Origin of the sequence: Paenibacillus sp. FSL M8-0212, from assembly GCF_038004645.1 — a bacterium.
Lineage (GTDB): Bacteria > Bacillota > Bacilli > Paenibacillales > Paenibacillaceae > Paenibacillus.
Map to the genome: position 1 here is coordinate 2,164,807 of NZ_JBBORP010000001.1, position 24,938 is coordinate 2,189,744.

Sequence of the window (24,938 nt, forward strand, 5' to 3'; positions counted from 1 at the left end):
CCGCCTCTTCCACTTTATTTAAAATACTTTAACTGTATCACTCTACCCCACCTCAGACGGACTCTTGCCCGTCAGCATTTTGAACACCTGGCTGAAATACGTCGCATTACGGAACCCGGTCATCTCGCTCACCTCATATACCATGTAATGTCCCGACTGCAACAGTTCCAACGCTCTCTGAATTCGGTACCCGTTCAAATAACTCACAAAATTCTCACCGGTCACCCTTTTGAACAGTTGACTCAGATACTTCGGATGCACAAATAATCCCTTGGCTATCGCTTCAAAACTAATCTCTTCGGCATAATGCAGCTCCACATACTGTTTCACCTGCTCGATAAGTTTATTGCTTTTCTTCTCGCCCATCTCCTTGCGGATCTGTTCCAGCCAGTTGCAGATAATACGATCCATCCAGCTTACCAGATCATGCAACGCATATTTCGATTGAATTTCACGCAAAAAATCACTCATCGCCAGCGGCGGGGGTAACATCGGATGAAGTCGGTTCCAGCTATGAATCAACGTGTCAAACAGACTGACGGCCACAACCTGTACATCCTGTATTCCAACACAGTTGCCCTCTTTCAGCAAAAGGCAAACATGATGCCATACCTCTTCAGCCAGATCAGGTCGAATATCCGCCCAAGCCTCATTCCATTGACGAAGCAATACTGAATAATCGGTCACACTTGGTTCTGTATCCTCGGACGCTTCATAGTGGTAGATACGACTTCCACCTTGAAACTCTGCTGTTTCCACCGCTTCCCTGCTCTCGAGATAAGAATCTATCACCTCACAGGGGTGACTCTTGGATCTCCCGATTCCAGCACTCACTTCAATTTTCAGATACGTAAAGATCTGATCGATCATCCGCTCCACAAGTGGCAGACATTCCTCCAGATGATCTTTATCTCCTAATAGAAGCAACACAAATACCTGATCCGAATAATCAACGATCTCTACCTGACCATTCATGCGCGCTGCTTGCTCCTTCACCGTCTCCTGAATAATATCGGCCGCCCCATAGCGGAGAAGCTGCCAATCCCGTTCTTTCATCCGTGTCAAAAATACGGGGCGATTCAGTTGCAGACTAATTGCGCGTGTCTGTGATGACATATGAATGCCTATATAGTCCATGCGTTCTTTAGGCAGCTCGTCTGCCCGATATCGTGTAGTCAGCAGTTCGTGAAGAAATTGTTTGCGCAAATATGGTAGTACCCGTCCAACCTCCTGCTTGTACGTCTGCTCCAACCGCTCATGCCGCTCTCGCACATCTTGTTCCAGTAGCACCTCCCGCAGCACAGACTCAATCTCCTCAACCTCTGCCGGCTTCAGCAAAAAGTGATTCACACCCCAGCGCATGGCTGCTCGGGCGTTCTCGAATTCGTCATATCCACTAAGAATGATGATCGGCAGGTGGGGATGGTCACGTCGCAACGTCTGTGTGATCTCAAGCCCGGTCATCCCCGGTAGATAAACGTCAGTCATAACGACATCTGGATGCATGCGGTGAAACAGCTCCAGTGCATCCAAGCCATTGGAAGCAGTGCCTGCAATGCTGAGGCCCAGAGAAGGCCAATCGATATGATCTGTTAATGCCTTTACAATATGAGGATCGTCATCAACAAGCATAATGGTCTTCATCATTTTTCACCGTCCAGCCATAGATTTAATTGCTCGTCGGTCTCAATACGCGGCAGCGTAATGGTCACTTCCACGCCACCTGTCTCTCTATCGCTCAGTTGAACGCCATACCTCTTCCCGCAATAAAGCTGAATGCGCTGATGTACATTCCGTACACCGATGCCACACGTCCCTTCGAGTTTCCACCCCTCCGGCAAACCCCGCCCATTATCCGTGATACGAATGACGATATCCTCATGTGGGCCAACCTCTTCGTGCATATGCACCTGAATTCGAAGTGTGCCCTCTTCAGGATGCCCGTGCATAACGGCATTTTCGATGAAGGGCTGCAAAATGATCTTGGGAATGTAACAACCGCGAATATGCGGATCGATCTGCTCCTGATATTGAATGGAGAACGGCAGCCGCTCTGACTGGATGTTAACGTAGCAACGGGCATGCTCCAACTCATCTCGAACCCGTATAAACAATCTCCCTCCACTCAGTCCGATCCGTAACAGCTTACTGAGCTGCACAATCATACGACTGATATCCTTGGCTTCGTAATCGAGCGCGCGCCAGTGGATCATGTCGAGGGTGTTGTATAGAAAATGGGGTTTGATCTGGGCCTCAAGCAAGCCCGTCTGGGCTTCACGCTTGGCTCGGCTCTCTTCCTTCACCTGTTCCATCAGCGTTGTGAGCTGTGAAGCCATGTGATTAAAGCCATAAGCCAAGTGGGCATATTCCTCCGTAAACGAAAGTTGCACCCGGGTATCAAAGTCTCCTTTCTCCAGTTGTCTCATTCGCTTGATCAATTGTCGCAGAGGACGGATGATCTGCCTTACAAACAGGTACGCAAGTACAGCCGAGCATAATAGCCCCAGCACGGCGATGCCGAGGATCTGCCAGCCCGCTTGTCTGAGCGGAGATAACAGTGTATATACCGGAATAGTCTGAACGAGGCGCCACTGAAGCATGGCTGGCCTGGAGTACAGCACCAATTGAGCACCTCCGGGTTGGCCGGAAACCACTTCGTATCCGTCTTCACCAGGTTGGACATGTTCCTGAATCCATGCGCTATCTATAATAGAAGAAGATGAACTTACAGCTTCACCCGTTTCCTGTACTGCACTCGTTTCATTTCTTCTATCCGCTCGTCCATTCTCACCTGCTGGATCAACTCTCCCCATCTGCATTACGACATTACCAGCCGTATCGACCAACAGCACTTTTCCATCAAGCACCATGGGTACATCAGCAAACCTGCGTACGATGTCCGCTCTGCTCAGTCGAATGAGCACATAGGCAACCGTTCCGCCCCGACTATCAAAAATCCGCTGAGCGTATCCGACCAGGGATTGGCCCGATTCGTTCTCACGCAACGGAACCCAAGCTGCATCAGCCTTTTCCAGCGTAGCAAACCAAGAGTCGTGTGTGATGGTGTCCACCGGAAATATGCGATCAGCCATAGTGACTGTCACTTCATTAAAAACATCCGTATACAGTTCAATGGAGGTGATGCCTTCACTCACGACCATGGTATGATCCAGGATTCGAGAGACCTCTCTCCGCTGGTGAATCTGTGAAAGCCTGCCCGTATCAGCCGTTTCGAGCAGATTGGACAGTTCCCGATTGCTTGCCAAACCGTAGGCAGTTCCGGTTACCCCTGTGATAAAATCAAATCCCCGACGTGTGCTTTCGTTCAGAAGAGCCAGACGTGCTTTGCTAATCTCGGCAAAGGTGACCGCAGAGAAAGACTGATATGCCAGCCAGACCACAACCGAGACGAGCAGGAGGTTAAACGCAATAAAGCAAGTCACCATCAACGTGGAGAGCTTGCTTTGTTGCAGCTTTTGATTAATGAATGAAGACCATCTTCCTTTCCCCATGGAAAAATCAACTCGTTTCGTCTTGGAATTACCCTTTGAGCCCAGAGGTCGCGATTCCTTCCACGAAGTACTTTTGACACACGATAAACACAATGAAACATGGCACCAACGACAACACCGACATGGCAAACATCGGACCCCAATCGGATTGAGAACTGGAATCAAGGAACAGACGCAGACCCAGCGGTACGGTGTATTTGCTCACATCACTCAAGTAGATCAACTGACTGAAGAAGTCGTCCCATGTCCACAAGAACGTAAAGATCATCGTGGTAACCAGTGCTGGAAAAGCAAGTGGAATGATGATTTTGGTGTATATTTTCACAGGACCGCATCCATCAATAGTTGCCGCCTCATCCAGCTCTTTGGGCAATCCCCGGAAGAACTGTACCATGAGGAAAATGAAGAAGGCGTCGGTCGCCAGCCATTTTGGCACGACAAGTGGCAGATACGTATTCACCCACTCCAGGTGGTTGAAGAGAATATACTGCGGAATCAGCGTCACATGATGGGGCAGCATGATCGTCATGAGCATCAGGCCAAAGCAGATGGCTTTGAAACGAAAATTCAGTCGGGCGAAGGCATATGCCGCCATTGAGCAGGAGATGACATTGCCCAGCACGGCACCAAGCGACAGGATGACAGAGTTGGTCAGGAAGCGGGAGAACGGATTGCCCTGAATACCGGACCAGCCATTCATATAATTTTGCCAATTCCATTCTTGTGGCCAAAACCAGGTCTCCGTAAAGATCATATGTCCCGGTTTGAATGAACTGCCCAGCATCCAGAGGATCGGGTAGAGCATGACAAAGGCGATGCCTGAGATTAACACATGTTTGCTGACGACCCATGCTGTAGAGTTCCGTTGTCCAATCATGATTTCCCACCATCCTCATAGTGCACCCACAGCTTGCTGCTGCGGAATACGAGCAATGTAAATACGCCAATCAGGATAACCAGCACCCAGGCCATCGCGGAAGCATAACCCATCTGAAAGAATGAGAATCCTTTTTTGTACAGATACAGAGAGTACATTAAGGTTGAGTTAACTGGTCCTCCGCTACCATTACTGATAACAAAAGCCTGTGTGAACGATTGAAAGGACGTAATCAGCTGCATGACAAGATTGAAGAAGATAACGGGTGACAGAATCGGCAACGTTATATAGAAGAATCTCCGCAGAGGACCTGCACCATCTACCGCTGAGGCTTCATCATACTCGGGTGGAATCTGCTTCAGGCCTGCCAGGAAAATAATCATCGACGATCCGAACTGCCACACGGATAACAGCACGATGGAGTACAGCGCATATTTCGGATTCGCTACCCAATCGGGCGCTTTAATGCCTACCATGGCAAGAACACTATTGAGTAGCCCGTCCCCACCCAGCATTTTACGCCACAACATCGCAATCGCCACGCTACCTCCAAGCAATGTCGGGATGTAATACACTGTCCGATAAATACCTAATCCTCGAATCCCTTTGTTGAGCAACATCGCTACAAGCAGCGCGAAAATCAATTTGACCGGTACGGATACAGCGACATACGTGAATGTGACTTTGAGCGACTGGGTAAACAGTTTATCGGATGTAAACATCGTCGTGTAGTTATCCAGACCGACCCAGGAAGGGGCGGCCAGGATACTGTAATCGGTGAACGAAATGTACAAGGATACCAACATGGGACCAAGGGTTAGAAATAACAATCCGACAAGCCATGGGGCGAGAAATAGAAGTGCGGCTCCATTATGCGCATATCTCCGTTTGACCCGCTGGGTAGCTACACGCTCGATTCGGGCTTGACTGACCTGTGATGTCGTCATCTTCGCAACCTCCCCGCAGAATTAGAAGTCTGAGACCGTTCCAACCGTTATTGACTTGATCCAAGTGTAGCCTTGGCTCCTTCAATAAACTGGGCAATGACATCTGGCGTATTGCCTTGACCGAAAGCGATCTGCTCGCTTGCGCTCTTGAAACTTGTGTCCACTTCAGCAAATCCTTGCGGGTATGGTGGATCAATCTCACTGGAGTGCTTCGATACGGTATCGATAAATTGGAAAATGGTTTGCTCCGCTTCCGGCAGCGTTGGCTGCATCTGCTCACGAATGCTGGAGTTAACCGGCACACCACGTTCAGAACCAAGGATAGCGGTTGCTTCCGGATCATTGACCATAAAATCAATGAACATGGCAACTTCCTTCGGATGTTTGGTTTTGCCATAACCGGAGAGGAACTGGCCTGGTTTCAGGTATTCGCCAATTTGCTTCTCGTTAACACCATGCGGGAGTACTTGGATGCCAAGCTTATGATCCTGGTTTTTGTTCACCTGCTGGAATGTCAGCAATTGATTGGACCAGGCAAAATCCATGGCAGCTGTACCTAGAGAAATCGGGCGTGTCTCCAGCGCATTGGTTGTGGATGCCGTTATCTCCGCTGTGGTCACTCCACCATTCTCGCGTAGTGCGCCCCACATATCGAACCATTGCTGAAGCTCCTCGCTGGTAGCGGTCATTGTGCCACCGTCGAACAATCCTTTCCCGGATTGTCGGATAAACACTTCAAACATGTTTGTTGTACCGGAAATGTCTGCAGATCCATAGAACCCCTCACCTTTGGCTGCGGCAATCTTGGTTGCAATATCTCCAAAGTCCTTCCATGTCCAGCTCTCTTGTGGTTCTTCAATACCTAATTCCTGAAATACGGTGGCGTCATATATGACACCTGGTGCGTTTACTCCGAGGGTAATTGCATATAATTTATCGTCAATTGATCCGGCTGTAATCATGCTCTGATCATGGTCCTCTGTCCGCAGCTCTTTGCTCTCTGCAAACGGGGTCAGGTCAAGCAAGGCCCCACGCCGGGCAAAGTCAGTCAGAAATGCGTAATCCATCTGGATGATATCTGGTGCATTCGAACCGGCTACCTGTGTAGTCAATTTGTCAAAATAACCATCCCAACCGGAGTATTCAGGTTTAATGGTGATTCCCGGATGTTTCTCTTCAAATAATTGAATGACTTTGGTCGTCAAATCATGTCTTGTCTGTGATCCCCACCAGGTCATGCGCAGTTCAATCTTGCCTGATGAATCTCCTTCACTTCCACTTGCTTCTCCAGAAGAAGATGGTGTATCGGTGGCCCCTCCAGAACAGGCTGTAGCGAACAATAACAGGGACAGGCAGAACAGGGTTACCCACTTTTTTGTAATCATCATAAATGAATTTCCTCCCCTTCTTACATCTATGGAATCGCTTACAAAATCTATTGTATCGGTCCATTGCTGCACATGACATAAACAAAAGTAAGCTTTCCTGTCAAAAAAGTAAGGAGTTGAAGGAATCAAAAACCACCGGGAATACCATTCCCGGCGGTGATGTTCCCGTCTCAGATATGATTACGGGTATACAACCGTATTACGTGGAGCAGAAGATAAGTTGTTGTATAGGAGTAATGGTATGAAAATTCAGGTATTCCGTATAAATATGGCCTGTCAGGAATGTGAGACGGCAGGTGAAGATACCCTGTGCTCAGCCAGATGTTTCTTCATTTTGGCTACCTCAGTTCCTGCCAGCATCATAATGCCTATTCCGTGATTGTCATTGGTGACGGTACGCAAGTCCTGATCATAATACTCTGCCGTAAACGCATATCGTGATCCGCTGCACACACCATGGACATTCCCTTGACGATCAATCGCTTTACAGATGAGTCCCTTCCAGGCCCGCTCGGCAGCCGTGACGTAAACTTCATGGTCTTTGAACCAGCCAAAGCGTACACCTCTCGCAAAACCATAGGCAAACATCGCCGTGCAGGAGGCTTCTTCATACGTCTGCGGATCATTCAACACCTGATGCCACAACCCACTTTCCTCTTGAAGTGCCGCGTACCCTTCACACAGCTCGTTGAAGAAATTAATTAGAGCAGGGCGCTCGGGATGCTCTACCGGCAAAGCTTCCAGTACCTCCGTCAAGGAAAACAGTGTCCAGCCATTCCCCCGTCCCCATGGAATCTGCGTTGCCTGTCCGTATTTGAAATCATACACATGGGACATGATCTTGAACTCAGGCATAAACAGATACTTCCGATACAGTGAAAATTGTCTGGCGGCTTCATCCAATGCGGCTGAGTTGCCTGTCACCCGTGCATAACGAACGAGAAACGGCGTGCTCATATAGAGGTCATCTGCCCACATGGTATTCTCGGCATACTCCCCTACACATGTGCGATAAAATGCACCATCCTCCTGCCGTTCCAGGCGGGAAAGCATGAAATCTGCAATCCGTTCAGCAATCGGAAGAAACGTTGGTTCATGACATTCTGAATACGCTTCCAGCATGGCTGAACCAAAAGAACCGCAGTTATCCAACATTTTCAGCATGACCAATTGTTGATTGACTGCCGGGAAACCATACTGCTCCCGATCCCATAATGAGTACTCATACATCTGGGTACATGCCTGCACATGCTCAGCCGCATAACGTGTAATGTCCGGTCTCTGCAAATAACGTCCTGTCCGTAATAGACCATATACAGTGACACCCAATGGATAATCCCAGCGGCCATAATTGGTCACACTGCCCACGGTCCATTTATTGCTTAACATGGCGTTCTCATAATAAGGTCTGATCCAAGCATCTGGTTGATCCAAGCGCCAATACGTCTGTTCTAGACCCGTTTGGTACACTCGGTCCGTTCGAGTCAGATCCGCCAAGTCCGGTTCAACCTCCGATTCAAAAGGGCCGACATATAACCAAGACTCTCCATTAGCACCGTGCACACGCTGAGGAAGTTCCAGTGAAAGTGGCTTACCCGAAACGGTTGCGTTCAGATTAAAATGCCACGGTCCCGCCGTAGCGTTGCACTCACTTCGGACAAGCAGGTCACTCCGTCCAAAAGAGGCTGGTACATCCACCTCGAACGGACCCGCCTCTTTCACTTGCGCCACAGGCTTGCCGCTAATCCATATACTTAGAGAACCGGAGGATTGACCTGACAATCGTACCTGACTTCCGGTTGAATCGTTATTGTTCAGATGAGTCCAAGCATAGGCATGCTTTCCAGGAAGATGCCCGTATATTCGTTCGAGAGCTGGCTTGGTTTTATCTTCATCAGACCAGCCTGTCTCAGGCAGCCACTTCAAACTGTAATCTGCTTCTGTTCCAAGCAGGTCTGGTTGCTTACTCGCGGTTCGGTTCGGTTGGGAGAATACCCAGCCTGCTTGTCCCTGTCTCTCCTGAAACGGTGCAAATACGTTCAGAATACGCACTTTACCTTCATCTGAACCAAACTGGCAGCCAAATCCGGCAGGGGTATTTTTCATTTCCAGCCATATGGTGTTCCAACCGGGCTTGATGTCAATGCCGAGCTTCACCGTTGCATCAGGACTAATCTCATCCATTACGGTAGAGCGATAGACCAACTGCTCATTGAAATAAAAGCGAACAGGGCCATAACAACGGACCAGCACATCCAGGTTTCGGTCCTCGTCACCCCAAACCAGTGCAGCTGCGTAAGACATATGGTCTTTAGGTGCATCAGGAAAGCGTTTACCTAAATTCAGATCATAAAGCCCTTTTTCATTTTGCAAAATACCAGACTTCTGAAATACCCGATATACAAAATCAGCCTGCGCATTGGCTCCAATATACCTCTCGGCCAGCACCTTCAGCACCTGATCCTGATCTTCTCCAAATCGGTAATACATGCTCTGCGGTTCACTGAAATAGGTCGTCATTGATGGCACACATCCCTCTCGCGTTGAAATAAAATCTTATCCGAAATAAAACGTTCGCCTGGGCAGGCCAGATCCGTATTCTGCTATCACAGCTTCAGGAGATATAGCGCTTAACCTCCGTAAGAAACTCCCTTGACCTGAACGTTAATACCTTCTAGTTTACTCAGACACCAATTAATAATCCCAGTATAACTGACATGTTCTGTGGTGGCTACAGATTTTTGATTACGCTTACAAAAAATCAGGAAATTCGGTTTTTCCTTCGCCAATTACACCTTCATTGGGACATTAATTCAAAAAAACGGAAAATGTTACCGATATAGAGACTATATAAGTTGAACTAATCATTTACACAGAAACGTAGAGGACAGAAAAAACCTGAAAAAGCGAAGCGTTCGCCTTTATCACCGGATTTTTCCCTTGAGAAAAGGGATTCAAAAAAATCTGAAGATAACAGCGATTGGAAGGTTATTCTGTCATCGGAGTGCACGTGTGAATATATCTTTAGTTCAAATTATATAGATTGAAAAATTCCACTTTTTGTAACGGGAAGGAAAGATGCACATTGAATACTCTTGAATCTCTGGTAAATGCTATGCCTTTTGTTAGCCAAATGTTCCGTGACGACATATCCATATCCATTAATGATCATGAGAAAGTATTGTATTTTTCCGAAGCAAAAAGTCTGGAGATTGGTGTGAAGGTTGGGGATGAGCTTCATGACGATTATAAAAATTTCAAAATGCTCACCAACAAGGATACACGTACCGTGGCACGTATGCCTGGTGATCTGCAAGGCAGACCCTTCGACGCCATCCTTATTCCCATTAAGGAAAACGATCAGGTCGTGGGTATATTGGGTGTGAACTACGCACTGGATAGTCACATGACACTGGAAACGCTGATCCGTGAAAATGAAACGACCATTAATGCGCTCGTCGGCGGCATTCAGCAGATTGCAGCACATTCCGAAGAACTCTCTGCAACCTCGGAAGAGATTCTGCGCAACTCCAAAAAAGCTTCAGAGAACTCCGTCAGTGTCTCTAAAGTAACAAACGTCATTCGTGAAGTATCGGAACAAACCAATCTGCTTGGACTCAACGCCATGATCGAGGCAGCTCGTGTGGGCGATCAGGGAGCCGGCTTCGGTGTAGTTGCCAGTGAAGTACGCAAGCTGTCGGATCACACGAAACAAGCAGCAGCTGATATCGAAACATCCCTCGGTAGTGTACAAGATTCCATGAAACATATGGAGCAGGAGATCGGTCAGATTACAACCGCAACAGTGGATCAGGCCAAACTTGTTACCGAGTTCATGGAAAGTATCGAACAGCTTAGTGAGACAAGCGCGAACCTGAAAAAGTTTGTACACCAGATGCTGGCGCTCGAATAACAATAGAGTTCCACAACAGAAAGAACAAACGATATGAAATGTACATAACAAATGATTTAGAATATGAAAAGCCTCCGGCCACTTCCCTTTACCGGAAGTCAGCGGAGGCTTTGTTTCGTATTTGCGGTGATATCACCTTTACGGTTTATGCTCACACGGCTGTTATATCTCTACAGCGACGCCAAAATGGTCAGACACGACCGGTCCGTTTTTACCGTTCAAGACCACGGTAGAAGATTTAGCCTGAATCGGACGATTGGAGAAAATATAGTCGATCCGAAGATCGCGTTTGTTATCTGCCCAGCCGGCAATGGCCTTCACCACGGTTGCTCCTTCATCCTTTTGCAATGCTGTGGTGTACAGGTCATTCCAGCCTTTGCTCATCATATAATCATAGCCTTCACCACGCACTTCCGCGACATTATTAAAATCACCCATTATATATAATGGCTGATCCATGTAAGGGGCAAGCTTGCTCTCCGTCAACTCCCACTGTCCCTTGAAAGGTTCCTGCGCATCATCCCACCAGTTATAATGTCCGTTCACAAACCAGGTTGCTTCACCTTGGACGACCGTCTGGATTCCCACAATCTTGCGTGTACGGTAATTGTTATAATCCCGCATGTGGGACACGTATTCCCCAAAAGCCTGTGTAATCGGCGTCCGGCTAAGGATCGCCAGTCCTTCATCGTATTTTTGGAACCCGACATGCGCGGGAATCCACGTCCAGTGATATTGCTCTGTCAGCTGCTGAAGCAGAACGTAGGCATAGTTGTCTTTTTTAATCACAGCATCCGATTCAGTAGCATAATACATCTTCAGTTCTTCTTCAGAAAGCGCCGCTTCCTGCATGGACTGGTTAACCTCTTGCATGGAGATGACATCAAATTGATGTGTATTAATAAAATCAGCCAGCTGACTGATCTTGTTCAGTTGATCTTCTTCCGCCCAAGCGTGTGTGTTTAACGTCAGTATTTTCATATGCTCTCTCCTGTTGTTTGTAATATGGCCGTTTCCCTGGCCTGCATCGTTCCTGAAAGGAATACATACCATAAGCATACACAATATGGTGCAATCATGCATTCCGTCGGCCAGCAGAACCGACGTGTTCATCCTGATTCCAGTTGGTCTAAAATAACTTCAAATTCTTCATAACCCATGCACGGATTGGCTCATAACTGATATGATGGATACAACAAATTTACAACATCACGTCATAGACGTGGTGACTACTGAACCTATGTTTACCCCAGGAGATGGAATGATGAACATACCCAATAACATGAGAATGGATGATGCGCAGTGGCAACAGTTGATCAGGCAGGTTGCAGAGCATTTTAATAACCTGACGATCATGCGCGGATTCCAATATTATAAACAGAAACGTGTCGGACCATTAACCTATTCCGAACAACAAGGGATCTCGGCCGTTGTACAAGGATCGGAAGAATATGAGGTCACCCTGAGCATGCAATCTCTGTCTACCAGTCATTGTACCTGTCCGGTGAGTTCCGTATGCAAACATATGACTGCTGTATTGATGAGTTATGCCGAGCAACTGGAGCGACCTGTGCATGCGATTGTGAATGCGCACTCCAGTACTGCGCTCAAACAAACGACTAAACCCGTCGGTGCCATGTCCGCAGGACTATCCAGCTATGCAGATGCCGATGAACAGCAGGATATGGATATTCCGGACAACCAATACAGCCAGATCAAGGAGCGTGCAACAGAGCTTGCCGATCTCGAAATCTCGGAATGGCACGAACTATTCCACTCCTGTCTGAGACGGCTGGGTACCGGCACAGCCAGCACATCCTACGTGCAGGAAGCAACGGACGAGTTATATGCGATTAAGCCAAGGCTGACCGCTGCGATGGACCAACTTTTTGAACTACATGTGCAGCTGCACCTCATCCGATTCTGCGTGCCGCCAGCTCGTAACTCAATCACGCATACCCCCGTGTACTTGAGCTACCCTGCTCAGCTCGCGGTGGATGCACTTCTGAAAGACATTGAACGGATCTTTAACCACCCGCTCGATCTGTCCGGTCTAAAGGGTAACAAGCTTGAACAACTATGGAATAGATTGTCCGAAACCTCAGCTTATTTACGCAAACAGATGATGCCTGAGACAGCCAGCATGATGTTCTTCACTCCGGTCTATCGACAGCTGTGGTTGAACTGGATCGTACCTGAGCTTCAAGGGTCGCGGGACATGTTAGCGTCGGAACAGGCCATCTTAAATGATATAGAGCGCAATATAACCGCCGCTTCAATACCCTCCCAGTCAGGTGGAAGTGTCTTGGGTAGCGCTCAAAGTAATGAAAGTAGTATTGATAGACCAAGCAAAGCGGTAACACTGCCCCTGCCGCTAGTACTCGCGCAAAGCTGGATGCATTTCCATCTGCGGCAGGATGATCAGGCGTGGCAACGACTCGTCCATGGAAGCTCAGCCTATGGCATCCCACCAGAACATTTGTTGCATTTCCTCCATGTGCTCGCAGATGCAGCTGAATGGAAGCGTCTCGGAGATTGGTTGGTACAACTTGGTCCCCTGCTGGCGAATCGGCGTAATACGCCTTTGAATGATTACATGCATCTATGGGACACGGCCATTCAACATCTGCCGGATACAGAGAACCGCATGTGGGACACGCTTGTCAGCATGCTTCCCCACTCCCGCCCAGCCTATGAGGATGCCATGCATTCGCGTGGACAATGGCGCAGGTGGATTGATTTTCAGCTGAGTACGGGAACGGAACCTCTCGAATTCCGCGTAGCCATGCTGCAACCAATTGAAAAAGATGCACCTGAACTGCTGCTCCCCTTCTATCACCAGGCGGTGGAGCGTTATATCGGACACAAGAACAGGGATGGATACAAAGCGGCGGTGAAGCTGCTGAAACGTCTGTCCAAAATCTATAAAAAGTTGAAGCAAGAAGAGCACTGGGAGCAATTTATTACCACACTCGCCGTTCGTAACAGTCGGCTGCGCGCCCTGCAGGAAGAGCTTCGGAAAGGTAAACTGATCTCATGAGCTTAATTCATCCTTACACTGAAACGATTGAGGTTCACGTCGCTTTAACCGGATATGGTGATGCTTTGTTTTACGGAGCACTCAACACACACCACTTTGTATCGGGACAGTCACTTAAGCAGCGATTGTTCGCCTGGCATGTGCCTTCCTTCTACGGTACCGAACTGGAAGTTCGGCAGATCGAGGAGATTGAGCTGGTTGTTCTGCCTGCGGAAGAAGTGATTCCCTTTTTTGCCGAGATGCATACTCTGCTTCATATTGAATGGAAGTGGGACGAGCAAGCGGAACATCTGATTCGACTAGCTCCAGCACTGGCATCCTCCATAGAGAAACGAAAATACGTACCTAGCTTCGAGGCATACCGTGCAGGACAGCTTCAGTGGACCTGGGACCCGGATAGCTTGAAAAAGCAGGAGCGGGCATCGCTTACCAAAGCGATTCAGCAAACGGACGAGAGTTATGCCGAAGGACTTGGGGCGGCCTATTCCGCCTTTGTATTCCAGCGCTGGTACAGTTCGGAAGAAGCTGCAACGGATCTTCGGCGTGAATTCCCGCAGTTGTTCCCAGAGCGCGGCACTCTACCCAAGACAGCCGGGATGGATGCTCAGTCCTGGCTCGTATCCATTGGCTGGAAAGCAGATGCCGCACCATTCAGACCCATGCTGCAATTGCAGGAGCCGGACGAGGATGAGCCATCTTGGCGGCTGCGATTGGTGTTGCAGAACAAGCTGGATGCCGCTGTATTGGTGCCCGTCATGCTGGATTCACGGGGCATACTTGAAGGGGAATGGCCAGAGGTATGGACACCGTTCATTCTGGATCGCTCCGCCGGATGGTTGGATCAGCTGCGTGCACATCTGCCGCGTCTTGGAAGCTCCATTAGTGGTAGGCGGGATGTGCTGAGTGATCCTTTGGGAGATCAGGAAGCCTGGCAGTTCCTGACGCAGGATAGCGGCAGGTTGCTCGCAGCGGGCTGGCAAGTTCTGCTGCCTGGTTGGTGGGAAGCAGCCCGTAAGAAGAAACCAAAGCTGCGTGCTAAGGTGCAGCCGGAGGAAGGCAGTGAACGGGGACAGTCGTTCTTTGGACTGGACTCGATTATTCATTTTGACTGGCGAATTGCAATTGGTGACACAGATCTCAGTGAAGATGAATTCGCCGACCTTGTTGCCCGTAATGAACGATTGGTTCGCTTCCGTGGAGAATGGGTTCCTCTCGACCCCGACCTGCTGGAACAGATACGTCGTGCCATGGGCGGTGTAGATCGGGAACAGGGACTCTCATTTCAGGATATTCTGCACCTGCATCTGCTGCATAATGAGCAACGGGAATACCGCAACCAGAAATGGAAGGAAGGACAACAAGCCGAAGAGGAAGAGCAACCACAGTCTAATGAGAACATTCGGCTGGAAGTAGAACTGAATGAACACCTGAACCGGGTTATTGCACAACTTGGAGGCGGACAAGGTGGCGCACCTTCTCTGCCCATTCCAACAGGGCTTCATGCCGAGCTGCGATCGTATCAGAAGGAAGGTTTTGCATGGCTTGGTTTCCTGCGCAGATTCGGCCTTGGGGCATGTCTTGCCGATGATATGGGTCTCGGGAAAACCATTCAGTTCATTACGTATCTATTACACATCAAAGAACATGAACCACGTAAGCCGGGCCAGGCTCCGGCACTTCTGATCTGCCCAACTTCCGTACTGGGCAACTGGCAAAAGGAAATTAGCCGCTTCGCACCCTCCATTAATGTCAGCCTGCATTACGGAGCACGCCGGTTAAGCGGGGAAGAATTCCGGGAGCAGACAGAACAAGTGGACATTATCATCACGTCCTTTGCTACCGCTACACTGGATCAGGAAATGTTGCAGACCTATACGTGGTCATGCATCTGTCTCGATGAAGCACAGAATATCAAGAATGCTCAGACCAAACAGTCCTTGGCTGTTCGCAGTTTCCCAGCGAAACACCGCATTGCCATGACAGGCACACCAATCGAGAATCGGTTGTCTGAGCTGTGGTCGATCTATGATTTTACCAATCCAGGATATCTGGGCAGTGCCCGAGCATTCCAGACTCGCTTCATTAGTGCCATAGAGAAGGATAAGGATGAGCAACGGATGCAGGATCTGCAACAGCTCGTGAAACCGTTCATGTTGCGCCGTAAGAAAAAAGATCCGAATATCCAGCTTGATCTGCCGGACAAAAACGAGATGAAAACTTACATTCACCTTACGGGCGAACAAAGTGCATTGTATGACCAATCCGTACAGGCCTTGATGGATAAAATGAAAGAGCTGGAAGGCATCAAGCGCAAAGGTGCAATTCTATCAGCTTTAACCCAGCTGAAGCAGCTGTGTGACCACCCGCTACTGCTAACGAAGGAAGCCTTGCCGGAGGAACTGCCCGAAGACGGCGCATTAACATCTTCTTATGATGTGTACAGTCCACAAGATATGGCGATGCTGATCAGCCGCTCCGCAAAGCTGGAACGACTGATGGAGCTTGTCCGAGAATTGCGGGACGAGGGCGAGCGATGCCTGATTTTCACCCAATACATCGGTATGGGTCAGATGCTGCAACAAGTACTGCGTCAAGAGTTGCAGGAACCTGTGCTGTATCTGCACGGGGGCACATCCAAGACGGCAAGGGATCGCATGATTGAGGAATTCCAATCCCGCACACTGCCTGAGGACAAACAACCGTCCGTCTTCATTCTGTCCATCAAGGCAGGCGGCGTGGGATTGAATCTGACCGCAGCCAATCATGTCTTCCACTTTGACCGCTGGTGGAACCCTGCTGTTGAGAATCAAGCCACCGACCGGGCTTATCGGATGGGTCAGACCAAGGATGTTCAGGTGCATAAGTTCATCTCTCTTGGCACACTGGAGGAGCGGATCGACGAGATGTTGGAGAGCAAACAGCAGCTTAGCGATAACATCATCACAAGCTCCGAGAACTGGATTACGGAATTGTCGACAGACGAGCTGAAAGATCTGTTCACTCGGCGTCGTGACTGGTCGGGCTAACTTAATAGAAGATTTACAGTACAGGCCAAAAATCAGATTTCAGAGAAATCAAATAAATAAGAAACACAAAAAGAGCGAAGTTTCGGAATTAAAATTCCGGCTCCGCTCTTTTTTGTCTTGTTGCAGTTAATCATCCGTTCTTAACGCATGTTACCGATGATGGATGATCTTGAATCCTGCATTTTTTTGATAAAGTTTGTCATGACATCAAACGCTTCATTACGCTTGTTGGACATGGATTGCAGACGAAGCATGTCCATCTGTTGGGAATTGCTTGCAGCATCAATTTGGCCTTTCAGCTTTTGAACAGCTGCTTCATCCCCATTTTGCTGGGCGATCTGCAATTGAGCGTTCAAATCCGCGATCTGTTGATTACGGTTCTGTACCTCCTGAATTTGCATTTGCAGTTGAGCATCCAGTAATTTGGTACGTTCTTGTTGGACCATCATCAAAGCTGTTTCGATATCCATACTGCTAAAGTTGATAGGTGTTACGCTAGAGATGTTGGAGACGGAAACTGTGCTCGCTGAAGCTGAAGAGACGATAGATACTGCAGCGACAGCAGCAACTACGGATGAAGCGAAAAATTTACCTGAACGTTTCATGACTGTTCCTCCGAGTCCATATGTAATATGTACCAGTTTTTAAGTTGGCATCTTCCGCCATTCTAAATCAAAAGAACTAGTTGTTCAATCAAATTAACATCAAATTTGAAATAATTTTGATATCCCTTACACACGCCTACCTCGGCTTACAATATGAGTAAAATAAACAGGGCATTATAAGTAAAAGCGCATTCTTACGGGCATATTTACTACAACTAGATTGTTCTTTAATCCTACGCTTGAAAGTCACATTAGAGATCGACGATACGTTCATGATTTTACTTTAAAAAATAGTTATGTTATATTTAATAATATATTTTACACAATTTAATTTTGTGATATTTAATATAGATGGATGTTATATACTTTACGGGAGGTTTTTTATATGAAAAAGATACTGGTTGTTCTAACAAATGTAGATCAATACGCAACGAAGGACGAGCCTACCGGCTTGTGGCTGAGCGAAGCAACGCACTTTATTGAAGAGTTTGATCACAACGACAATGTTCAGATCGATCTGGTTAGTCCTAAAGGTGGTAACGTACCTCTTGACCCGAAAAGTCTCGGCGATTCTCTGGATGAGAGCACCAAAGCCTATTTCGAGAACGAAACGTTCATGAACCAATTGAAAAATACGCTGAAACCTAGCGAAGTAAACGCGAGTGACTACGATGCAATCTACTTCACTGGCGGTCACGGTACGATGTGGGATTTCCCGGACAATGCTGAACTTCAAGAGCTTTCTCGTGATATCTATGAAAAAGGTGGGGTTGTATCCGGCGTGTGCCACGGGGTTACAGCCTTGCTGAACGTGAAGCTGTCCAACGGTCTGCTTTTGATCAACGACAAAACCGTTTCCGGCTTCACGAATGAAGAGGAAGCATTGGCTCAACAAACCGAGTATGTTCCATTCCTGTTGGAAGATGCTTTGAGAGAACGTGCTGCACAATACGATAAAGCGGCTGCCTTCAGCTCTTATGTCACAACAGATGGCCGCGTGGTCACAGGACAGAATCCGCAATCCAGCAAAGCTGTAGCCGAAAGTGTTAAACAATTGCTAGGTCTGTAAAATAAACCGATCGATCCCCCTCCTCCCCCAAGAGATCATACAGATGTACAAAGCAAAACAGCACGTGATCCGTCATGACCTGACAGAACACATGCTGTTTTTTTCTAGTGATTTGTTGATGCAATAGCTTCCGTCGCTGTTCCTCCAGCCAGACGTTTCACGATATAAGGCACGGTCACCGACGTCAGGATCACGGCAAACGCAATCTGAGCGATAGCTGTGTCCACATATGGCGCATACGCCGGATTGAACCCGGCAGCCATCGAAGGCACCACCATGGATAATCCAGCTACCGAACATGTCGCAGCCGCTGCGTAACCGGGCTGCCTTAGTATCGCGCGATCGATTCCAATGAGCGGCAGCATGCAGATCAGCAAAAATAACACTGTGACCAGCAAGCCGGACAGACTGGACTGAAATGCAATACGCAGATCAATATTGGACCCAAAGCTTGTACCCAGGAAAGGCAGCAGAATCAGTGTTCCCGGAGCGAACATCTTCTGTATGTTGTTATCCAAGTTACCAAGCAGTATCCCGATCAAGAAAGGTACTAGCGTAGCAAGTACACTAAGATAATCGATACCGACGCCACTTGCCGAATTCAATATCATGACCGGAATAACCGGTACGGCGATCAGATTCAGAATGCCAAACGCAGCACGATCCACATCATCTCCGTACGTGTTCATCAAGGCCAGATATAATCCCGGATTACAACTGGTTAGAACGGCAATGAAGGCTACCGCAGAAACTCCCCCGACCCCACTAATGCCAAAAAAGTGTACAAACGCCCAGCCGAACAGACAGCTGATGAGGATACGTGAAATACAGAGCACCCCTGCTCTCTTCAAGGTCACCAGAAGCTGTGACAAGTTAAGCTGTGTTCCTGATATCAGTAAAATCATACCGATCAGCACCATGGTACCTTTCGATGTGAACAGTGCTGTCGTTGGATCTCCGATCTGAAAAAACGATGGAAACACCGTGTTGAAAACCGCAGCGGCCAGCATAGGAACAATCAGCAAGCCGCCGGGTATTTTTTTGACACAACCCAGTATGTTCATGGTGCGTTACAGTTCTGCTCCGTTGGTACGGATCACATTCTGATACCAGAAGAACGAATCCTTACGATATCTTTTTAGCGTACCGTTGCCATAATCGTCCTGATCCACGTAGATAAATCCGTACCGTTTGCTCATCTCGGAAGTCCCTGAACTGATCATGTCGATTGGCCCCCACATCGTGTATCCCAACACTTCGACCCCATCGGCAATGGCAAGTCCCATCTGTTCGATATGTTTGCTCAGGAAATCAATCCGGTATGGATCGTTGATCGTTCCATCTTCATTCAGCTTATCGTAGAAGCCTGAGCTGTTCTCCAGAATGAAGACTGGTTTTTGATACCGATCATAGACGAGATTAAGCGTATAACGCAGGCCAATCGGATCAATCTGCCACCCCCACTCGTTAGCGGGCAGATGCGGGTTTTTATATACACTGTGTACATTGCCTGCTGTTAGTTCGAGCTGCTCCGTATCACTGCTGGAAATCATCGAGTTGTAATACGACATCCCCACAAAATCAGCCGTATGTGCGCGAATGCTATCCAGATCGCCATCCTCGATATTCAGCTGGATCTCCTTGTTTTTGAAATACGTTTTACTATAGTAAGGATACTCGCCTTTATTGAGCACATCGAGATAGAACTGATTTTTCATCTGATCATCCTGCTGCATCTGAAGTGCGTCCTCCGGCTTGCAAGTGTAAGGATACGTTGTAAAATAAGCGACCATACTTCCGATCTGGTTATTCGGATCAATCTCATGAGCCATCTTGGTTGCTCTGGACGCAGCTACAAATTGATGATGCAATCCCTGGAACAACATTTCCTCATAATTCGGAGCATCATAATCAATGATTCCCAGCGTTTTGGCCGATGCTTTCACGCTCATGTTGATCTCGTTGAACGTCACCCAATATTTCACTTTGCCCTTGTAGCGATTAAACAACACATCGCAATAGTTCACATACAGATCGATCAATTTGCGGTTATACCATCCTCCGAACTTGTCCATAAGTACAATTGGCGTATCAAAGTGACTGATGGTGATCAGGGGCTCCATACCCTGCTTAAGACATTCATCAATAACCTGATCATAGAACTCTAGTGCCTTTTCGTTCGGAGCGGCATCGTCGCCACCTGGAAATACTCTGGCCCATGAAATAGAATAACGGAAGACTTTGAATCCCATCTCGGCAAATAAAGCGATATCCTCACGGAAGTTATGATAAAAATCGATCCCCCGGCGCTTCGGATATTTCACGGTATCCGGGTCATTCCTGGCCTCTTCAATCATCTCCCAATTCACTCTGATCTGCTTGGTCACTTTGCGATCGTTCTTCTCGTTAAATTTCATCACTTCTGGGATGGTCAGGCTCTTGCCATCCACATTATAAGCTCCCTCGGCCTGACAGGCAGACAGTGCACCGCCCCATAAAAAATCTTTTGGAAAATTGGAATTTGTCATTTTAGTTTCCTCCTGTTATTACGTGTTATTAAGTCTTATTAAGACCATCTAGCTTGTAACTTGTAGCTTAATGAAAAGATGAGCAGTTCTTACGGAATCAGCTTAAGCAAAGGTTCACTCTCCCGGATCGGGCCGCTGGTCGCTGTAGTCAGCACATCTCCGTACTGTTGCATGTTGGTAACGACAATGGACGTAATGGTGTTGTAGCCCGCTGAAGTAATGCCCTCCGGATCAAAATCCACCAATAAATCCCCGGCCTTAATTGTCTGTCCCTGCTCGATATGGGCGTTAAAATATTTGCCTTTCAAACTGACGGTATCCACCCCGATATGAATCAGGATCTCGACACCATTCGCTGCCTTCAAACCGATGGCATGCTTAGTGCGATAAAGTGCTTCGACTACTCCGTCAAATGGAGCGTATACCTTGCCATCTGTCGGAACGATTGCAATGCCTTTACCCATCAACTCTTGGGCAAACGCCTGATCTTCCACCTCAGAGATCGGTTTGATCTCCCCTGTCATTGGACTAACGATAAGCATGTCAGAAGATGTGGATGTCTGTGATGGCACTGACTCCGGAGTAGTGTCCGTTGCAACTGCCGCCTGATTGCTATTTACTTTATTCGTAGCTTGCTGCTTTGATTTATTTCCATCTGTATCTTCCTTGATGCCAGCCAATAGCGTGAACACAAACCCGAGTACAACTGCGGCAATACAACCAATAACGACATACATGTAACGATCTGATGTATACGTACCAATTGCCAATACACCTGGAAGTGAAATTGCATTCGCTGTTGTATGCACCAAGCTGTAGAATCCACCGACTAATCCACCTGCCAGGCAACCTGCGAAAAAGGGACGTTTATATTTGAGCGTAACACCATAGATCGCCGGCTCGGTAATCCCGAACAACGCGGTGAATCCACTCGAAGCAGCCGCTGATTTCATCGTTTTACTCTTCGTTAGGACAAACACACCGAAGGCTGCTCCAGCCTGTGCCAAATTTGCTGCCAGTGCTGTTGGTAACAGCACGGTTGCACCCAATGTAGCCACTTGTTGAACCTGAATCGGCATGATGGCATAGTGCATACCAAACATGACCATGATCGGTTTGAAAAATCCAAGAATCGCACCAGCAAGAACACCTGCGGTTGAGAACAATGAGTTGATACCATTGGTCAACCAGTCACCGATATATGATCCTACTGGACCAAGCACGATTAATTCCACCGGAATCATAATAAACAAAACAATCATTGGGGTAAGCAGGACCTGTAAAAACTTAGGAATCACTCGATTGACGATCGGATACACATAACTCATAATCCATACCGCCAAAATGATTGGAATGACGGAAGAGGAATATTTCATCAACAGAATCGGCATGCCGAGAAAATCAATACTGTTTACACCCGTATCAGCAATCTGAGCCGCAGCGTTCAAAATGGTTGGATGCATTAATCCCGCAGCAAGAGCTACCGCCAAGTAGGGATTGGTTTTGAAACGATTTGCAGCACTAACAGCCAGGAAGAACGGCATAAAGTAGAAAATACAGTCCCCGATCATGTTAATGATCGTCAGGAAACCGGATCCTTCCAGGTAACCCATGGCAGTTATAACGGTAGCCAAACACTTGATCATCCCGCAACCAACAAGTGCTGGCAGAACAGGGGTGAATATACCTGCGATGGTTTCAAGCACTACGTTGACGGGATTACGTCTCTTTTTCGGTCCACTGTCTGTAGACTCCGTAAGCTCGCCAATCTTGTCAGAAGTTAAATTCTTCACTTCACTGTATACCGCGTCTACTTTGGCACCGATAACAACCTGAACCTGTCCACCGGAATTTTGTGCCTTGAGCACACCTTCGAGCTGATCCAACGCCTTGAGGTCTGCTTTGTTATCATCCTTTAATACGAATCTCAAACGGGTTGCACAGTGTGTCAGACCGGATATATTTTGCTCGCCGCCAACGAGATCAAGTACGTTTTTAGCCAAGTCTTTGTTGTTCATGACCCATCTCCTCTACATGAATAAATTGGATATATAAAAAATGACCAAGCCGGGGAATCGTCATTCCCTACGCTTGGTCATGCCTGATCGAATCAGTAACAGTCCAATATGGATTATTCGGTTAGTTCCTTCACTAGTTCATTCCGTTGGTTCATTCGAAATCAATCGTTGGATATGCAGAATCAAATATAATTTTTCATCATCGGAACAGGTCCAGCCGTAATTATTTTTCAGGAAGTCAGCAATCTTCTCCACACAAGCCAGTTCTTTCGGAAACTTCTCCTTCACCATCAGGAACAGCGATTCATTCTCATCCTTGAGCGACTTGCCGCTCATCTGCCTCAGAATGAAATACCGGATATGTGTGGCAAAGCGCATGAAATGGATGGAATCCTCCTGAAAGTCAATTTTGAGCGCATATTTGATCACGGACAGGATCTCGCCCGTAACTGTGGTTACCTTGGTGGTATCCGTCATCTCTCCAGAGCCCACCTGTGCATTAACAAAATGCAGAGCAATCAGTGTTGTTTCGGCTGTTGGCAGAGCGATATCCGTTTTTTCCTGAATCAGCTTCAGCGCAGCCTCCCCCACCCGGGTCTCGTCCGGATAGAGTGTCCGCACTTCCCATTCCAGCGGATTTTTGATACGGATGCCTTCTCTGGTTCGGGTTAATGCAAAACTGATATGGTCGGACAGGGTGAGAAGCAGATTCGGGTTAAATGTTTTATTCAGGATCTGACTGCCCAGCTTAATGACTTCCTCCGCGAGATAAATATCCTCAATCGGAATACTGTTCAGCAGGTCATACATCCGGATGTTCTTTGGTGCTACGAATATTTTCTCCACCAAGTCCGTCTCCGTCAGCTCATAGGGCGTTTTCAGAAATCCTACACCCTTGCCTACGACAAAAACCTCTTCGTTATGTTCATTAATAGCAATGGCTACGTTATTGTTTACTTTCTTGATAACCTTCAATGTTCTCACCCCCCAACAAAAATAAAAAAAGACCGAAAGCGATTACAGTAAAGCAATCGAATTCGGTCATGCCTGGTTTCCCCCAGTAACAGTCCGTGTTATGAATATAAGTTTATTATAGTGCTGTTTTTGAAAAAGTCAATCATCCAATCTTAGGGAAAACATGCCTCTGCATAGCAGATGAAAAAAGCAAAGCGCTGTGGTACAATGAAGGAATTGTGTATTCAGAGACAGACATGTGAATAAAGGTGCTGAATCGATTGTGGATCAGTGCTCTTTATTCATGATTATGCTGCCATTCTAGGGAGGCTTATGGAACAACCATGCTCATCATTGGTATCGCCGGAGGAACCGGCTCCGGTAAAACGACGGTAGCTCGCTCCGTCATAGACCGTCTGGGATCAGGTAAGGTTACTTTTATATCCCAAGACAATTATTACAAAGACCAGTCGCAGCTCACACCTGAGCAACGCCGACTCACCAATTACGATCACCCGTTTGCATTCGATAATGATCTGTTGATTGAGCATCTCACCTTGTTGAAAAAAGGCCAAGCGGCGTATGCTCCCGTATATGACTTCACCATAGATAACCGTGCTGCCAATGAGACGGTTGAACTGGCACCGAACCATATTGTCATTGTAGAAGGATTGCATGTGCTGATTGACGAACACCTTCGCAGTCTAATGGACATCAAAGTATTCGTCGATACCGATTCCGATGTACGGATTCTGCGGAGAGTACTGCGGGACATTGAGGAACGCGGACGCACAATCCAATCCGTGTACAAACAATATCTCGAAACGGTAAAACCGATGCATGATGCGTTCATCGAGCCATCCAAAAAGTATGCCGATATCATTATTCCAGAAGGCGGACATAATGAAGTAGGTATTCAGATGTTATCCATCCTCACCGAGAAATATCTCACCGGGGAAAATTGGAACGGCGCTTAATTTGTTTCAAAGCCACACAATAGAAATCCAGGTTACGATACAGCGTAACCTGGATTTTTTGTTGATTTTTCATTTATAATAGTC

At 47.6% G+C, this 24,938-nt stretch carries 17 protein-coding genes; 5 read left to right on the forward strand and 12 right to left on the reverse strand.

The window, feature by feature from the left end:
• Positions 1–42: 42 nt before the first annotated feature.
• From MKX68_RS09690 to MKX68_RS09715, 6 genes are all read right to left on the reverse strand, one after another.
• On the reverse strand, positions 43–1,644 hold the full coding sequence (locus tag MKX68_RS09690; RefSeq protein ID WP_340911098.1) for a response regulator: 1,602 nt from the start codon (positions 1,642–1,644) through the stop codon (positions 43–45).
• Positions 1,644–3,512, reverse strand: a complete 1,869-nt coding sequence (locus MKX68_RS09695) for a sensor histidine kinase (protein WP_340911101.1) — start codon at positions 3,510–3,512, stop codon at positions 1,644–1,646. The genes MKX68_RS09690 and MKX68_RS09695 overlap by 1 nt, the downstream gene beginning before the upstream one ends.
• Positions 3,513–3,540: 28 nt before the next feature.
• Positions 3,541–4,389 carry a carbohydrate ABC transporter permease gene (locus tag MKX68_RS09700; protein ID WP_036616400.1) on the reverse strand — a complete coding sequence of 283 codons (849 nt, stop codon included), beginning with the start codon at positions 4,387–4,389 and terminating at the stop codon, positions 3,541–3,543.
• Positions 4,386–5,336: a carbohydrate ABC transporter permease gene (locus tag MKX68_RS09705; RefSeq protein WP_340911105.1), complete on the reverse strand. Its 951-nt coding sequence runs from the start codon at positions 5,334–5,336 to the stop codon at positions 4,386–4,388. Before MKX68_RS09705 ends, MKX68_RS09700 begins: the two co-directional genes overlap by 4 nt.
• Before the next feature lie 47 nt (positions 5,337–5,383).
• Complete coding sequence (locus tag MKX68_RS09710; RefSeq protein ID WP_340911108.1) at positions 5,384–6,724, reverse strand: ABC transporter substrate-binding protein; 1,341 nt, start codon at positions 6,722–6,724, stop codon at positions 5,384–5,386.
• A 276-nt stretch (positions 6,725–7,000) separates the two neighbouring features.
• Positions 7,001–9,244, reverse strand: coding sequence for a glycoside hydrolase family 88/105 protein (locus tag MKX68_RS09715; protein ID WP_340911111.1), 2,244 nt, complete (start codon positions 9,242–9,244; stop codon positions 7,001–7,003).
• A gap of 565 nt (positions 9,245–9,809) precedes the next feature.
• Between MKX68_RS09715 and MKX68_RS09720 the strand changes: the two genes are divergently transcribed.
• Positions 9,810–10,637 carry a methyl-accepting chemotaxis protein gene (locus MKX68_RS09720; protein WP_249913659.1) on the forward strand — a complete coding sequence of 276 codons (828 nt, stop codon included), beginning with the start codon at positions 9,810–9,812 and terminating at the stop codon, positions 10,635–10,637.
• Positions 10,638–10,799: 162 nt separating this feature from the next.
• Here MKX68_RS09720 and MKX68_RS09725 read toward each other — a convergent pair whose 3' ends face one another.
• Positions 10,800–11,618 (reverse strand): endonuclease/exonuclease/phosphatase family protein, encoded by an 819-nt coding sequence (locus MKX68_RS09725; protein ID WP_340911115.1) that lies wholly within the window; start codon positions 11,616–11,618, stop codon positions 10,800–10,802.
• Between the two features lie 283 nt (positions 11,619–11,901).
• On the opposite strand from MKX68_RS09725, the gene MKX68_RS09730 reads away from it, so the two are divergent.
• Both MKX68_RS09730 and MKX68_RS09735 read left to right on the forward strand, forming a co-directional pair.
• A complete protein-coding gene (locus tag MKX68_RS09730; protein ID WP_340911117.1) occupies positions 11,902–13,677 on the forward strand; it encodes an SWIM zinc finger family protein in 1,776 nt (591 codons plus the stop codon).
• A 5-nt stretch (positions 13,678–13,682) separates the two neighbouring features.
• On the forward strand, positions 13,683–16,703 hold the full coding sequence (locus MKX68_RS09735) for a DEAD/DEAH box helicase (protein ID WP_340915351.1): 3,021 nt from the start codon (positions 13,683–13,685) through the stop codon (positions 16,701–16,703).
• Between the two features lie 140 nt (positions 16,704–16,843).
• Here MKX68_RS09735 and MKX68_RS09740 read toward each other — a convergent pair whose 3' ends face one another.
• On the reverse strand, positions 16,844–17,308 hold the full coding sequence (locus MKX68_RS09740; RefSeq protein ID WP_340911120.1) for a hypothetical protein: 465 nt from the start codon (positions 17,306–17,308) through the stop codon (positions 16,844–16,846).
• Positions 17,309–17,693: 385 nt separating this feature from the next.
• Here MKX68_RS09740 and MKX68_RS09745 point away from each other — a divergent pair, with 385 nt between their 5' ends.
• Positions 17,694–18,377 (forward strand): type 1 glutamine amidotransferase domain-containing protein, encoded by a 684-nt coding sequence (locus tag MKX68_RS09745; protein ID WP_340911122.1) that lies wholly within the window; start codon positions 17,694–17,696, stop codon positions 18,375–18,377.
• Positions 18,378–18,481: 104 nt separating this feature from the next.
• On the opposite strand, the gene MKX68_RS09750 is transcribed toward MKX68_RS09745, so the two are convergent.
• The 4 genes from MKX68_RS09750 to MKX68_RS09765 all read right to left on the reverse strand — a co-directional run bounded on the left by MKX68_RS09750 (position 18,482) and on the right by MKX68_RS09765 (position 23,898).
• A complete protein-coding gene (locus tag MKX68_RS09750; protein ID WP_340911125.1) occupies positions 18,482–19,441 on the reverse strand; it encodes a 2-keto-3-deoxygluconate permease in 960 nt (319 codons plus the stop codon).
• Positions 19,442–19,447: 6 nt separating this feature from the next.
• Positions 19,448–20,905 carry a glycoside hydrolase family 1 protein gene (locus tag MKX68_RS09755; RefSeq protein ID WP_036674654.1) on the reverse strand — a complete coding sequence of 486 codons (1,458 nt, stop codon included), beginning with the start codon at positions 20,903–20,905 and terminating at the stop codon, positions 19,448–19,450.
• Between the two features lie 89 nt (positions 20,906–20,994).
• On the reverse strand, positions 20,995–22,923 hold the full coding sequence (locus MKX68_RS09760) for a beta-glucoside-specific PTS transporter subunit IIABC (protein WP_340911128.1): 1,929 nt from the start codon (positions 22,921–22,923) through the stop codon (positions 20,995–20,997).
• Positions 22,924–23,061: 138 nt separating this feature from the next.
• Positions 23,062–23,898 (reverse strand): PRD domain-containing protein, encoded by an 837-nt coding sequence (locus MKX68_RS09765; RefSeq protein ID WP_036616378.1) that lies wholly within the window; start codon positions 23,896–23,898, stop codon positions 23,062–23,064.
• A gap of 323 nt (positions 23,899–24,221) precedes the next feature.
• Here MKX68_RS09765 and udk point away from each other — a divergent pair, with 323 nt between their 5' ends.
• On the forward strand, positions 24,222–24,854 hold the full coding sequence (gene udk / locus MKX68_RS09770) for a uridine kinase (protein ID WP_017691162.1): 633 nt from the start codon (positions 24,222–24,224) through the stop codon (positions 24,852–24,854).
• Positions 24,855–24,938 lie beyond the last annotated feature (84 nt).

Excerpts from the sequence above, each read along its gene's own strand:
- MKX68_RS09740 (WP_340911120.1), bottom strand. The coding sequence starts at position 17,308 with ATGAAACGTTCAGGTAAATTTTTCGCTTCATCCGTAGTTGCTGCTGTC.
- MKX68_RS09705 (WP_340911105.1), bottom strand. The coding sequence starts at position 5,336 with ATGACGACATCACAGGTCAGTCAAGCCCGAATCGAGCGTGTAGCTACC.
- MKX68_RS09730 (WP_340911117.1), top strand. The coding sequence starts at position 11,902 with ATGAACATACCCAATAACATGAGAATGGATGATGCGCAGTGGCAACAG.
- MKX68_RS09710 (WP_340911108.1), bottom strand. The coding sequence starts at position 6,724 with ATGATGATTACAAAAAAGTGGGTAACCCTGTTCTGCCTGTCCCTGTTA.
- MKX68_RS09700 (WP_036616400.1), bottom strand. The coding sequence starts at position 4,389 with ATGATTGGACAACGGAACTCTACAGCATGGGTCGTCAGCAAACATGTG.
- MKX68_RS09750 (WP_340911125.1), bottom strand. The coding sequence starts at position 19,441 with ATGAACATACTGGGTTGTGTCAAAAAAATACCCGGCGGCTTGCTGATT.
- MKX68_RS09695 (WP_340911101.1), bottom strand. The coding sequence starts at position 3,512 with ATGGGGAAAGGAAGATGGTCTTCATTCATTAATCAAAAGCTGCAACAA.
- MKX68_RS09690 (WP_340911098.1), bottom strand. The coding sequence starts at position 1,644 with ATGAAGACCATTATGCTTGTTGATGACGATCCTCATATTGTAAAGGCA.
- MKX68_RS09760 (WP_340911128.1), bottom strand. The coding sequence starts at position 22,923 with ATGAACAACAAAGACTTGGCTAAAAACGTACTTGATCTCGTTGGCGGC.
- MKX68_RS09745 (WP_340911122.1), top strand. The coding sequence starts at position 17,694 with ATGAAAAAGATACTGGTTGTTCTAACAAATGTAGATCAATACGCAACG.
- MKX68_RS09725 (WP_340911115.1), bottom strand. The coding sequence starts at position 11,618 with ATGAAAATACTGACGTTAAACACACACGCTTGGGCGGAAGAAGATCAA.
- MKX68_RS09715 (WP_340911111.1), bottom strand. The coding sequence starts at position 9,244 with ATGACGACCTATTTCAGTGAACCGCAGAGCATGTATTACCGATTTGGA.
- MKX68_RS09755 (WP_036674654.1), bottom strand. The coding sequence starts at position 20,905 with ATGACAAATTCCAATTTTCCAAAAGATTTTTTATGGGGCGGTGCACTG.
- udk (WP_017691162.1), top strand. The coding sequence starts at position 24,222 with ATGCTCATCATTGGTATCGCCGGAGGAACCGGCTCCGGTAAAACGACG.